9 protein-coding genes are annotated in these 12,622 nt (G+C 63.4%); 5 read left to right on the forward strand and 4 right to left on the reverse strand.

The annotated features are described in order from the left end of the window. The first annotated feature begins 425 nt into the window (after nt 1-425). Together P0O24_RS11525 and P0O24_RS11530 are read left to right on the forward strand one after the other, a co-directional pair. Nucleotides 426-1,832: an FAD-binding oxidoreductase gene (locus P0O24_RS11525; protein WP_316969905.1), complete on the forward strand. Its 1,407-nt coding sequence runs from the start codon at nt 426-428 to the stop codon at nt 1,830-1,832. Further along, on the forward strand, nt 1,829-2,938 hold the full coding sequence (locus P0O24_RS11530) for a (Fe-S)-binding protein (protein ID WP_316969906.1): 1,110 nt from the start codon (nt 1,829-1,831) through the stop codon (nt 2,936-2,938). Before P0O24_RS11525 ends, P0O24_RS11530 begins: the two co-directional genes overlap by 4 nt. A gap of 71 nt (nt 2,939-3,009) precedes the next feature. Here P0O24_RS11530 and P0O24_RS11535 read toward each other — a convergent pair whose 3' ends face one another. From P0O24_RS11535 to P0O24_RS11545, 3 genes are all read right to left on the reverse strand, one after another. Beyond that, entirely contained in the window at nt 3,010-3,660 is a 651-nt protein-coding gene (locus P0O24_RS11535) for a MarC family protein (RefSeq protein WP_316969907.1), read from the reverse strand. A 171-nt stretch (nt 3,661-3,831) separates the two neighbouring features. Then, nucleotides 3,832-4,287 carry a hypothetical protein gene (locus P0O24_RS11540; protein ID WP_316969908.1) on the reverse strand — a complete coding sequence of 152 codons (456 nt, stop codon included), beginning with the start codon at nt 4,285-4,287 and terminating at the stop codon, nt 3,832-3,834. Between the two features lie 124 nt (nt 4,288-4,411). After that, entirely contained in the window at nt 4,412-5,038 is a 627-nt protein-coding gene (locus tag P0O24_RS11545; protein ID WP_316969909.1) for a hypothetical protein, read from the reverse strand. Nucleotides 5,039-5,165: 127 nt separating this feature from the next. Here P0O24_RS11545 and P0O24_RS11550 point away from each other — a divergent pair, with 127 nt between their 5' ends. Together P0O24_RS11550 and P0O24_RS11555 are read left to right on the forward strand one after the other, a co-directional pair. After that, nucleotides 5,166-8,306: a PD-(D/E)XK nuclease family protein gene (locus P0O24_RS11550; RefSeq protein WP_316969910.1), complete on the forward strand. Its 3,141-nt coding sequence runs from the start codon at nt 5,166-5,168 to the stop codon at nt 8,304-8,306. Continuing rightward, the gene (locus P0O24_RS11555; protein ID WP_316969911.1) at nt 8,303-11,365 is read left to right on the forward strand and encodes a UvrD-helicase domain-containing protein; all 3,063 of its coding nucleotides are present in this window, start codon (nt 8,303-8,305) and stop codon (nt 11,363-11,365) included. The genes P0O24_RS11550 and P0O24_RS11555 overlap by 4 nt, the downstream gene beginning before the upstream one ends. Nucleotides 11,366-11,383: 18 nt before the next feature. On the opposite strand, the gene P0O24_RS11560 is transcribed toward P0O24_RS11555, so the two are convergent. Beyond that, on the reverse strand, nt 11,384-11,995 hold the full coding sequence (locus P0O24_RS11560; RefSeq protein ID WP_316969912.1) for a hypothetical protein: 612 nt from the start codon (nt 11,993-11,995) through the stop codon (nt 11,384-11,386). A gap of 154 nt (nt 11,996-12,149) precedes the next feature. Between P0O24_RS11560 and P0O24_RS11565 the strand changes: the two genes are divergently transcribed. Next, nucleotides 12,150-12,380, forward strand: a complete 231-nt coding sequence (locus tag P0O24_RS11565) for a ChaB family protein (protein WP_316969913.1) — start codon at nt 12,150-12,152, stop codon at nt 12,378-12,380. The last annotated feature ends 242 nt before the right edge of the window (nt 12,381-12,622 follow it).

Raw genomic sequence — 12,622 nt, forward strand, 5'->3', positions numbered from 1 at the left:
CGAAAACGGGTGCTGCAAGAAGAATTCTCCTGCGAAGCAGCAGGGATTGATTGATCATAATTGGACTCTGCGTGAACTACTTACACACCCATATTATATAACATCAACCGGATAAACGGTCACCACCGTATTTTGCCATGAATCAAATTAGGCCTATTTGCAATCCTTTTACTCGGCAAGTTTATACGCGTTTTGGTCAACTATGATTATAAAGTAGGATTTAATTATTGTAAAAATAATATAATTCGTATTGCCATTCAATATTGCATATTCGCACATGAACTGCATCCTAGAGACCGAATCACACCTAAAATAACCTTGCAAGCCCCACCCATCGATACCCTATTATATCCCCCCGACGGAATTCCTCCTCCGACTCCGCCAGCCATTCGGCGCCGCAATTCTCCCGCAAAATGAGGTCTTCCATGGATATTATCGATAAGCTCCGCGATATCGTCGGCGAGAGGGCCACCGCCTCCCCCGCCGAGAGGCTCTGCTACTCCTCCGACGCCTCGATGGTGTCGGGCACCCCGGACTACGTAGTCCGCCCCCTCTCGACGGCGGAGGTCTCCGACGTCGTCGGCCTAGCCGCCGCCGAAGGGGTCCCCGTCACCGCCCGGGGCGCGGGGACGGGGCTCGCCGGCGGGGCGGTGGCGCTGCGGGGCGGGATCGTCCTCGACCTCTCGGGGATGGACCGGATCGTCGAGATGGATCTCGCCAATTTGGCCGTCGTCGTCGAGCCGGGGGTCGTCCAGGCGCGGCTGAATGAGCGGCTGCGACCTCATGGGTTTTTTTTCCCGCCCGACCCCGGCTCGGCGAATTTTTGCACCCTCGGCGGCCTCATCGCCAACAACGGCTCCGGAATGAGGTCCGTCAAGTACGGGACGACCCGTAACTACGTCCTCGACCTGGAGGTGGTGTTGGCCGACGGCTCCGTCGTCAGGACGGGCTCGCGGACCCTCAAGGCGGCGGCGGGCTACGATCTAACTCGCCTATTCATCGGCTCGGAGGGGACCCTGGGGGTCATCACTCAGGCGGTCCTGCGCGTCGCGCCGCTGCCGAAGGCCCGCAGGCTCGTCATCGCCTCCTTCAGCTCCGCGGAGGAGGCCGGAAGGGCCGTCGCCGCGACCTTCGCCTCGGGGATCGTCCCGTCCGCCTGCGAGATTCTCGACAGGACGACGGTGGCGGTCCTGCGGCGGTGCGACCCCGGCCTCAGGCTCCCCGACGGCGACGTCCTCCTCTTCGAGGTGGACGGGTCCGAGGGGGCCGTGGTGGAGGCGGCCGAGGAGATCGCCGCCGTCTGCTCGCCCACCGCATCCTCGGTGATGACGGCCTCCGGCGAGAAGGAGATGGAGGAGATCTGGGCCGCCCGCCGCCTCGTCGGAGCGGCGGTCTCTCGCCTCGACCCGACCAAGAGCCGGATCTACGTCGGCGAGGACGTCGGCGTCCCGATAAAGGAGATCCCGGCGCTGATAAGGGAGGTCGCCGAGATCTCCGAGAGGTTCCGTCTACCGGCGATGAAGTACGGCCACATCGGCGACGGAAACCTCCACGTCGCCCTCTTCATCGACGTCCTCGACGCGAGGGAGTGGGCTAGGCTCGAAGGGGCAGCAGACGCCATCCACCGGGCGGCTATCCGCCTCGGAGGGACGGTCAGCTCCGAGCACGGGATCGGCGCCGCCCGGGCGGAGTACATGATGGAACAAGTAGGCTCCGGCGCCCTTTCGGTGATGAGGGCCATAAAACGGGCCCTCGACCCGAAAGGGATCATGAACCCCGGAAAGCTCGGCCTCGACGATGACCATGGACCGCCCTCGGGAGGCGAAGGATGAGAATGAGCGAGGGGAGGAGAGAGGCCGGAATCCGGGCGAAGGACGAAATGAAGATCGACTCCCGGTCGATCGAGCTCTGCGTCCGGTGCGGCACCTGCCGGTCGGTCTGCCCCGCCTTCGAGGTCCTGGGCTGGGAGTCGCGAAACACCCGGGGCAGGATCATGGTGGCGAAAGCCCTCCGGGAAGGGCTCGCCCCCGACACCAATGTTCTCGACAGCCTCAACACCTGCACCACCTGCGGGATCTGCACCGCAAAATGCCCCGCGGGGGCAAACCCCCCTATGATCGTCCAGTCGGCGAGAAAGGGGCTCGTATCCCAAGGGATCATGACCGAGGCCCAGGCCGGGTTCAGAGAGAAGGTGAACGAGAGCGGCAACACCTTCGGCGAGCTTGGGGACCGGCTCGGCTGGCTCTCTGACCCCGGCGCCATCAAAGAGAAGGCCGACAGCGTCTACTTCGTCGGCTGCCTCGACTCCTACCGCTACCCCGAGGTGGCGGCGAAGACCTTCGAGATCCTCCGCCGGTTCGGGGTCGCTCTCCTCCCCGATGAGCAGTGCTGCGGCTCCCCCCTCATCAGGACCGGCTCCGATGCTGGAGAGCTCATCGACAAAAACCTCCGCCAGATCCGGGATATGGGAGTGAAGACCGTGATCACGGGATGTGCTGGCTGCCTCTCCGCCCTCAAAAAAGACTACCCCCCGGAGTTCGATGTGGTCAGCGTCCCCGAGTTCCTCGCCGATCGTCTCCCTGAGCTCAAGCTCAAGAGGCTCGACATCACCGTCACCTACCACGACCCCTGCCACCTGGGAAGGCACGGTGGGATCTACGACCCCCCCCGGGAGGTGATAAGGGCGATCTGCGACCTTGTGGAAATGAAGGCGAACAGGGAGAACGCCCGGTGCTGCGGCGGCGGGGGCGGCGTCCGGGCAGGCTACCCCGACCTCTCCCTCGATATCGCAAGACGGAGGCTCCAGGACGTCCCCGATGGCGTCGATGCCATCGTATCCTGCTGCCCCCTCTGCATCAGGAACCTCAGGGATGCCGGCGCCGGGATCGAGGTGATCGACCTCATCGACCTCGTGGCGAGGGCGATCGATCCTGCCTGAACTCGACCCCATCGAGGGTGGCGGCGAGGGAGGGCCGACGACCCAGGTGGCTCCGGCCGGATCCGGCGCCGTCAGGAGATCCCCGCCATTCCGGCGTAGATGTTCCAGGCGCCGACGGCGACGAAGTTGACGGCGATCGCCCCGAGCAAGAGGCCCATGATCCTGGTCATCACCAGAATCCCCGTCAGACCCAGGATCTTGCCGACGTACTCCGAGGACCTGAGGATCACGTAGGTGGCAGCGAAGGTCGCCGTTATGGCGAGGAATACCGCCCCCTTCTCGGCGGGGCCTGGAGCCGTCCCCATCAGGACGATGACGGTGGTGATCGCTCCAGGGCCGGTCAATAGCGGCGTAGCCAGGGGGAAGATCGATACGTCTTCGCGGTCGCCGGCGTCGGCGAGCTCCGCCTCCGTCACCTTCCTCCGGGGCCTCGCCTTCAGCATATCGATGGCCATGATGAAGAGGAGGATCCCTCCGGCGACCCGGAGGGCGTCGATCGTCGTCCCGAAGAACCGGAGGACCAGGTCCCCTGTGAGGGCGAAGAGGACGGCGACAAAGTAGGCGACGGAGGCGGCCCGGAGGGATATCCTCGCCCTCTCCTCGACGGAGGCCTCCGGTGTGAGGGAGATGAAGACGATGGTAGCCTCTACGGGGTTGACTATTATGAATATCGAGGCGAAGGCGAAGAAGAAGTAAGCGAGATGGCTTTCGACCCCGGTCATCGACGTTCTCCCCAAAAGATCCCAAACCTCTCCATGCCGGACGAGCAACCCCCTCCAGGACGGCCCTCCCCGGGACGAAATGGGGCGAGGAGGGGCGGCGAAGGGGCCAGGGACGGACCTGAAGATACCGATGAAGGGGCAGGGCCAAGGCCAGACCGAGCCCCTCGCACCTCAGGATATGCGCGGCGCCTTGGCTTCGTTCTCCCTCTCGTCCTCGCCGATCGTCTTTCCCATCTTCCCCAGGAGGAGGAGGAAGGCGGTCATCGACCACCCGGCTAGGAGGGCGTTCTTGCCGTCCCTCTTCTGTTTGGCGAGGAGGGCGGTGGCGAGCCCCGCGATCGCCGAGACCAGGTACTCGGGAGCGTCGCTCAATAGGTGGCCTAGGGGGTCGTCCTCGGCGTCGGCGACGTCCCGGTGGAGGACCCACCGGTCGGGGAACTCGTGGACGTGGGACCCCGCCGGCCCCCGGAGCTGCCGGACCGATCCTGGCACCGACTCCCCGAGGATCGTCTCCTTGAAGCAGTTGGGGAGGGTCGGGTACTCCTCCTTCTTGAGGACGTACTTCTTGTGATGGGGCAGCGTCTCTATCCACCGACAGAACCCGCGGCAAGGCTCGCTGCATTTCATGATGATGTCTACTACCTCTGAGCTTAAATAGCTGGCTGAAGCAGGCCTAATCCGGCCACCTCACCCGATGGAGGCGACTGCCATCTGCTGAAATCAGATTGAAAGATATTCGGGGCTTTTTATCTCACCAGTACCAGACGAGCTTCTCCCTCACCTCTTTCAGGGATCCGTCGACCTGCTGAGATCCGATACAACCCGCCGGGAGGGCGTCGAGGATCGCCCCGACATAATCCCTCTTCGCCTCCATCAGCCCTGAGACGTCGGCTTCTTCTGCCTCCACCATCAGCTCCTTCGCAGCAGCCCTCGACCCCTCGATCGACGATCTCAGCCCCTCTCCGGCATCCTGTAGATCAATGGCCCGGGCAGGAAGATCGTTTCGGAGCACGTGAAGCTGGCCGGCGAGATCTATGACCGCTTCAATGAGCTGGCCGAAGGCGGAGGCTTCGGCGTCGCACCTCCCGCCGTGGGCCTCGGCGTAGCCGCACCCCTGGCAGCGGTTGCAGCCTGCGTTTTGGACGCAGAAGGGGCAGGCTTCGGGCTTGAGGGGTAGGGAGTCGAGGAGGAACATCGAGAGGGCGAGGGAGAAGCGGTGGACATCCCCGGATCTCCTGACGTTCTCGATGCCCGCCTCCAGCAGGTCGAGCCTTCTGAGGAAGAGACGGCACCGCGCCTCCACCGCCGCCCTCGCCTCCGCCAGGGACTCTGGGTCTATCGTCGCCGCCGCCCTCGCCCTCTCCTCGGAGGTCGTCATCCCCCTCCCCATGGAGCTTCCGGATCATAAGCCCTTTCCAGATCCACCTCATCATCCTCGCCCTCCAGTGCAGGCCGGCAAACCGGATATAGAACGACGGCAGAGCTTCTGGCGGAGAAGGGAGGCTATGATAGAGTTGATGCTCAAAATCCTGCGGGGCCCCGCCCTATCTGGGAAGACCGAGAGGCTCGCGGCCGAGATGGAGGAAGCCCACCGGGACGGCCCCCTCTCCTACACCTTCATCGGACCCTCCGCGGGGGAGGCGGCACAGTTCGCCGAGAGGTTCGCCAGGCGGGTGGCTGGGCCGGCCCCGGCGGGAAGCTTCGTCCCCCTCTCGAAGGTGGCCGATGACCTCCACCGGGCCGCCCATCCGGACGAGATCCGCCTCAGCCGGGGGGCTTTGAACCTCCTCGCCGCCGAGGCCCTGGCCGGCCTCGATGATGAGGACCTGGGACCCTTCGGACCCCTCCGGTCCTCTCCGGCGTTCTCTCGCCACGTCGCCGAGGCGGTCTGGGACCTCTCGATGAAGGGGAAAGTGGCGATGGCCCAGGCTCTCGCCTCCGAGGAGGCGATCGCCCTGGCTTTGAAGGTCGAAGAGATGGTCCATCGGCTCCGGCCGCGGGGCTCCTTCGACATATCCGACGCCTTCCTAAAATTCGAGCCGGAATCGGTGAGGGGATACGTTAAAAGCAGGTATGGAACCCGGATCTTCGTCGACGGCCTCGCCGACCTCACCGGGGCGGAGATGAATTTTCTCGCCCGCCTCATCCCCTTATTCGAAGAGGGGACGATGACCCTCGACCCTGCCCTCTGGAGGCAGGAGGGTCTTGAAGCGCTTTTGGCCCTCCTGGTGGCGGAGGGGGTCTTCGTCACCTTCGAGGAGTGCCTCCCTGAGAACGGCCCCTTATCGATGGGCCTGGACGCCTTTCTCCGGGACGTACCTCCCCAGCGGGAATCGGACCTTTCGGACCTCGTATCCGTCGTCAGCTACCCCGACCCCGACGCGGAGACCTATGAGATATGCCGGGAGACGAAGAGGCTGATCGTCGATGAGGGGCTCGGCCCCGGGGAGATATCCATCGTCGTCGCAGACCCTCACCGCCGGGGGCGCGAGATCCTCCGGGCCCTGGAGAGGGCGGGGGTTCCTGCGAGGCTGGCGGCGGGGGAGAGGCTCATCGATAGGAGGGCGGTCCAGCTCCTCCTCCTCCCCTTCAGGGCGGCGGCCCGCCGCGACCCCGAGGCGATACTCGCCCTCCTGGACTTGGGCCTCGACGGCGAGGTGGAGACCTCTGGGCCAGTGCTGGCGAAGATGGCCTCATCGGCGGGGCTTCTCCTCCTACCGCCCCAAGGGGACCTTTCAGCCTTGAGGCGAGGATGGCGCGAGAGGTTCAAAATCCACCATGCAGCCCTCATGGATACGGTCCGCCTCCTCTCCGCCGACGATAGAACCTTCGACGCCGAGGTGGAGGAGGTCGAACGGAGGGCGAATCTCTGCATGGATCTCCTTATCCGGTCAGAGCCCCTCTTCGATCGGCTCGAGGAGGTGGAGGCCGCTATAATTCGGGGCGGCATCGACGGCTGGGCGGAGGAGCTTCGGCGCTGGACCGATGTTCTGGATGAGATGCTCTCGGACCTCCCAGACCTGCAAGGGGAGAGGGCAGCGCTCCGGAAGTTTTTGGTCCACCTGGAAAGGCTCGTTCTGATGATGAAGGGGCTTGGAAGAACCGATCTCACCTTCGATCGTTTCCTAACCCTCCTCTGGGACTCCATCTCGGCGGAGGCGGAGCCTTCCGGCCCCACCCCCTCTGGCTCCGTCGAGATCCTCTCCCCGGCCCTCTCCCGGGAACGTTACCGCCGGGTCAAGTTCGTCGCCGGCTTTAGCGACGGCCTCTTTCCGACCCGGAGGGCAAACCCCCTCTACAACCTGCGGGACTTCTCCTGCGGTGGGGAGGGGTGGGCTCAGAACCGCCACCTGATGAGGGACCGAGAAGAGAGGGTGAGGCTTCGGGGCGCCTTTTCGAAGTCGTCCCGGTCCGTCGTCTCTCTTCCGGAGGCTTCGAGGGAGGGCGAGCCCCTCGTACCCTCCCTCTGGCTCTCGAGGATAGTAGGGACGGTCCGGGGGAGGGAAGGAGTGGTCAGGGCTGTCGAACCGATCCCGAAAGCCCCGCCCGCGCCCTTGAGCAATACGGATCTCGCGGTCATCTGCGCCCACGCCCTGGCGATCGGCGGCCGGAGCATCGTCCCGGAGGAGTATCATCAGAAGATCGAGGACCTGGGCCTTTCGGAGGAGGGTGACGGGTTCAGATGGAGGATCGACGACCCCGATCTCTCTCTCGCCCTCCTGGGGAGGAGCTATAGCTACTCCAGGATCCGGGAGTTCGAGAGCTGCCCCTTCAAGTTCTTCCTCAAGCGGGCCCTGGAGATCGACGAGCCGGAGGCCGAGAGCTTCGACCTCTCCCCCATGGAGAGGGGGCTTCTCCGCCACTGCGTCCTCGAAGCCCTCTTCGCCGGGGGCGGGACGGAGGGGCGTCTTCAGATCGGGGCCGAGATGAAGGGTTTGCAGGAAGATGTGATGGAGGTGGTGGAGAGGATGGCGGCGAGGTTCCTCGTCGACGAGGATATCAGGAGGAGGGGGGCTGTCCGGCGGAGGATCGTCGGGGAAGTCGCCTCCGAGATTCTCGGCTACCTCGTCTTCGAGGCGGAGGACCCCGTGAAGGCCGCCGTCGGCGCCAGGGTCCTGACGGAGGTCCCCTTCCGCCTCCCCCTCGGGGAGATGAGGGAGATCCTCCCCCTTTCGGCAGAGAAGTACGCCGATCTGGTCCTGAGAGGGAGGATCGACAGGATCGATCTATCCGTCCCCACGAAGAAGGGGGAGGTGGAGGTCGTCCTCTCGGACTACAAGTCCACAGCCTCCACCGCCGAGTGGGAGCAGCTTCAGCTCTACTCCCTCGCCCTCCTCGCCCTGGGCCACCCCGGCTTGCCGGCTTCGCCGGGTTCGATGAGGGCCCTCTTCAGGATCATCAGAAAGCCCGGGATCTCCAGGGTCCTGGAGGTCTTGCCGAAGGAGGCGAGGATGGTCAGGCAGAGGTCGAAGCCCCACCCCACCTTCTCAGACCTCGACCGCGACCTCCTGGAGGTGCTGGACCGGATATTCGTCGAGAGGTCGTTTCGCAGATCCGCGGATCTGGATGGGTCGAATAATAGCTGCTTCTCCTGCGCCTTCAAGGACGGCCCCTGCATCATGGCGGCCGATGGGAGGTCGAGATGAAGGGCGATCTCTTCATATCGGCGAGCGCCGGCACCGGAAAGACCTTCGCCATATCGGAGAGGTACGTCGAGATCTTCGAGGAGGCCTTCAGGTCTGGGGAGGAGATCGACGTCGGCGACGTCGCCGCTATAACCTTCACCAGAAAGGCGGCGGGGGAGATGAAAGAGAGGATCGTGGGGATGATCGGAGATCGGGCCGGAGGCGACCCCCGGTGGAGAGACCTCCTCTCATCGATCCCCTTCGCCTGGATCGGGACGATCGACTCCTTCGCCGGAAGGATCCTACTGGAGGTCGGCCCCTTCGCCGGGATCGATCCCGGTCTTCGGGTGGCTGCAGCTTCGATATATCGCCCCATCTCCCGGAGGGAGGCCCTCCGGGGTATGGTGGAGAACGAGGACCTTCTGGAGCCCCTTTTGAAGGTCTCTGGCCTCGACCGCCTCCTGGAAGCCCTCATGGTCGGAGAAGAGCTCTACCGGGACAAGATCCTGGCGGCGAGGCCTGCGGGGCCGGCAGATGGCGGCGTCCCCCTCCACCAGGATCCGGGCGTGGCGGCGGACCTGGCAGAGGCGAACGGGGCCTTCCTTTCGCTATTCTCCGCCGTCGACACGGCCCGTCTCGGAGAGATGGAGCGGGAGGGGGTGACGGACTTCTCCGGGGTCCTCCTCGCCCTCCGGGATCTTCTCGTATCCAGGCCGGAGGCGAGGCGCCACCTCCGGGGCCGGTTCAGATACATCATCATCGACGAGTTCCAGGATACCGACCACCTCCAGACGGAGATCGTCGACCTCCTCCGGGGCCCCGATACGAGGGTGGTATACGTCGGGGATGCGAAGCAGTCGATATACCGGTTCAGGGGGGCGGAGGTGGAGGCCTTCGGACGGGCCAGGACAGAGGTGGAGTCGAGCTGCGGAGTGGTCCGGACCCTCGATAAGAACTATCGGTCTCATCCACGTCTCCTCGACTTCACAAACCTCTTCTTCTCCGGGATATTCCGGGGGGGCGGCCCTCTCGGCTGCGCCCCCGTCATCCCCCTCCCCACCGATGGGGTCGAAGCCTGGGAACCTAGGGCGAAGCTCCTCTTCCACCGGGAGGACGAGGCGATGGCCGCGGCCGTCTTCATAAAGAGCCTCGTCGGGAGGAATTTTTCCTTCGTTGAGAGGAGGTCAGACGGCGATGGACACGTCTTCCTCGCCGGAAGGAGGAGGCGGATCTATTTCAGGGATTTCGCCATCCTCATCAGGAAGCTCCGGGGAGGGACAGGGGACCGGTACCGGCAGGCCCTCCAGAATATGGGGATCCCCTGCTACGTCGTCGGGGAGTCGGGGTTCTTCGATCTTCCGGAGATCAAGGGGCTCGTCTCCATCTTGAGCCTCCTGGCAGATCCCGGAGACGATCTCGCCGCGGCGACGGCTCTCCTCTCCCCGGCCGTGGGCCTCGACCTGCAGAACCTGGCTCGTCTTAGGTTTCGGGGGAACTTCACCGACGGTGAGGACGGCGGCCGCCTGAGGGTCGGCCTCATCGACTGTATACCCCAGATGGAGGAGGGGGATATCGCCCCCGGGAGGATGAAGAGGCTCCTCCGCTATCGGGAGGTCTTCGACCGGCTGATGGAGAGAAGAGACCTTCTGAAGCCTTCAGAGATCCTGAAGGAGGCGGCTGATGGGCTCGACTATGAGGTCCGTCTCGCAAAGATCGACCCCCTGAGGACTAAGACCGCAAACTTCCGAAAGCTCTTCGAGGCGGCGGAAGCCCTCGACGAGGCTGCCCCCACCCTCCGGGAGGTGGTCTCCAGGCTCGACGGTTCGTCCTTCGAGGAGCTCGCCCCCGCCTCCGTAGAGAGCGAGGAGACGGACGCCGTCAAGGTGATGACCGTCCACCAGGCTAAGGGGCTGGAGTTTCCCGTGGTCATCGTCGCCGAGACCTCCTGGAGCAGGCCCGCCGGATCTCCCCCCTTCCACTTAAGGAGGGAAGGTGGCGGGAAGGGAGAGGTCGTCTTCACCCTCATCCCAAAGGAGAAGGCAGAGGAGGGGACGGCCCTCTTCGAGATGGTGGAGGAGGAGGAGATGAGGGAGGCGGAGGAGGAGAAGAGGACCCTCTACGTCGCCTCCACCAGGGCGACAGACCTCCTAGGCGTAACCCTCACCACCCCCAAGACGAGGGGATCGAGGCCCTGGAGGGATCTCCTCTCCGGTCTCGTCGAAGCCGGCGAAGATCCGGCGGAGGCGCCGAAGGCAGATCCCGCCTTCGAGGGGATCGTCGAGGTGGTCGACTGTTCCGCCATGGACCCCTCGGGAGCCGTCCCGACGAGAGAAGAAAGGGAGCCAAGGGAGCCGGTGATCCCAGACCTGGGGCTCATCGACCCCATCGGCCTCTCCCATGAGAGCCTCCGGATATCTCCGACCTGGCTCTCGGAGGAGGGGACGGATCAGGACCGCCCTCCAGGATCGATGACGGTGGAGGATTACGATCTCGCCGGAGAAGAGGAGGAGCCTCTGGTGCCTAAGGACCTGGGGCGGCTCGCCCACCAGATCCTGGAGAGGCTGGGAGAGGGGGGAAGGACCCTCGCCAGCCTCGGGTCGGCGGAGCGGCCGACGAGGCCCCCTCACCTCCTCGCCGGGAGGTTCGGCGACGACGAGCTCCGGGAGGTGTGGGCCGTCCTGGACCGGCTGAAAGACCACGAGCTGGTGAGGGAGATAGAATCCGCCGAGGAGGTCAGAACCGAGTACCAGATCATCCGCCCCTTCGGCGAGGACCTTCTGGTGGGAAGGGTCGACAAGCTCGTTCGAGATGAAGAGGGCTGGAGGATCGTCGACTTCAAGTTCGCCGACTCCGCCACCGCCTCGCCGGGGAGCGAGTTTCAGATGAAGTTCTACATCTACCTCGCCCGGGAGCTCTTCTGCCCCCTCCTGGGGGCGCGGCTCTTCTACCTGAAGGACGGGGCGGTCCAAGACGTCTTCCTGGAAGACGAGTTGGTGGAGGGGTTTGAGCTGGAACTCTCGGCGAGGATAGAGGAGGCGAAGGGTCGGTCGACGCCGGGCACCGAGGGCGAAGAGGGCTGAACTCTGCGAAAAGGGCAGTCAGGGGTTGCAGAGGGCGCAGGGCTTGTACCCCCGGGATTTTGCCTCGGCGACCCCGGAGAAGACCACCTTATTCTTTGGCGAGATCCTCGCCGCCAGTCGGCAGTCCAAACGGTGGTATTTATCAGACCCCTCGGATCCGACGAGCTCGTCATCTCCCTCGCCGCCGGCCTCTCTTTCGACCTCGACCTCGATCTCTGTCTTGGCGGAGGGGGGGTGACCGGCCACGTCCTCGCCCTCGACTTCGCTCGCGCCCTCTTCGGCCCGCCGGCCGAGCTCCTCAAGCCCCCTCTTTGCCATCAATATCAGCCCGAGGAGCGCCACCCCCTTCTTCAGGTCGACCCCTTTCAGCGCCCTCTTCAGCTCGTCGATGCTGGAGCTCCTGGAGCTCTCGATGAGGGCGTCGAGGTCCATCTCCTTCAAGAGGAGGAGCGTCTCCACAAGGTCGTCCTCGTTGAGACTCCTCTTCAGCTCCTCCAGGTCCGATCCCCCCGAAGAGGACGAGAGAGCAGTCCAGTCCATCTCCTCCGCCATCTCCAAGAGGTCGGCGATCTCCAGAGCATCCAAACTCTCTTTGAGCTTGCCCAGGTCCAGCCCTAAAACCATCATCATACACCATCCTTGCCTTCTCGAAGATATTATGGGACTTGAAGGTATTTAATAACAGGCCATGACGGATCTGGTCAGATTCTCGAAATACCTCGTCTGTAGAGAGGGAAAAAGACCAATACGTATGCGATGATGGTATAACTCTGGTGATGGTGCCATGCCCTACGAAGAGTTGGACGAACTTCCCAAAAGCGTCAGAGATAACCTGCCCAAACACGCCCAGGAGATCTACATGAAGGCCTTCAACAACGCCTGGGATGAGTACGCCGACCCCGAGGAACGCCGGGGTGATGCATCCCGCGAAGAGACCGCCCACAAGGTCGCCTGGGCCGCGGTGAAGAAGGTTTACGAGAAGGATGAAGAGAGCGGAAGATGGAAGGAAAAGTGAGGGCCTAGACAGTATCGGAAAAAAAATTTTTTGTGATACGCTCCTGCACCCTCAATGTATATTTTTGCTTCCGTTGAGTCTTGATGCCGTTAAGACGTTGATAACATAATCATATATTATAGTCATTCGCATAAATCTTTATAATGCATATTATTCAATAAAAATTTCTCTATCCAATAACCTGCATAACTTTTGCATTTAGCGAAACTACAAAAGGACTCCGCAATGATACGTTTCATCTC

The sequence above is a fragment of the Candidatus Methanocrinis alkalitolerans genome, assembly GCF_029167205.1.
GTDB classification, from domain to species: domain Archaea; phylum Halobacteriota; class Methanosarcinia; order Methanotrichales; family Methanotrichaceae; genus Methanocrinis; species Methanocrinis alkalitolerans.

What these genes read in the sequence shown, in the direction of transcription:
- P0O24_RS11525 (WP_316969905.1), top strand. Translation starts at nt 426, where the DNA reads ATGGATATTATCGATAAGCTCCGCGATATCGTCGGCGAGAGGGCCACC.
- P0O24_RS11530 (WP_316969906.1), top strand. Translation starts at nt 1,829, where the DNA reads ATGAGAATGAGCGAGGGGAGGAGAGAGGCCGGAATCCGGGCGAAGGAC.
- P0O24_RS11535 (WP_316969907.1), bottom strand. Translation starts at nt 3,660, where the DNA reads ATGACCGGGGTCGAAAGCCATCTCGCTTACTTCTTCTTCGCCTTCGCC.
- P0O24_RS11540 (WP_316969908.1), bottom strand. Translation starts at nt 4,287, where the DNA reads ATGAAATGCAGCGAGCCTTGCCGCGGGTTCTGTCGGTGGATAGAGACG.
- P0O24_RS11545 (WP_316969909.1), bottom strand. Translation starts at nt 5,038, where the DNA reads ATGACGACCTCCGAGGAGAGGGCGAGGGCGGCGGCGACGATAGACCCA.
- P0O24_RS11550 (WP_316969910.1), top strand. Translation starts at nt 5,166, where the DNA reads ATGATAGAGTTGATGCTCAAAATCCTGCGGGGCCCCGCCCTATCTGGG.
- P0O24_RS11555 (WP_316969911.1), top strand. Translation starts at nt 8,303, where the DNA reads ATGAAGGGCGATCTCTTCATATCGGCGAGCGCCGGCACCGGAAAGACC.
- P0O24_RS11560 (WP_316969912.1), bottom strand. Translation starts at nt 11,995, where the DNA reads ATGATGATGGTTTTAGGGCTGGACCTGGGCAAGCTCAAAGAGAGTTTG.
- P0O24_RS11565 (WP_316969913.1), top strand. Translation starts at nt 12,150, where the DNA reads ATGCCCTACGAAGAGTTGGACGAACTTCCCAAAAGCGTCAGAGATAAC.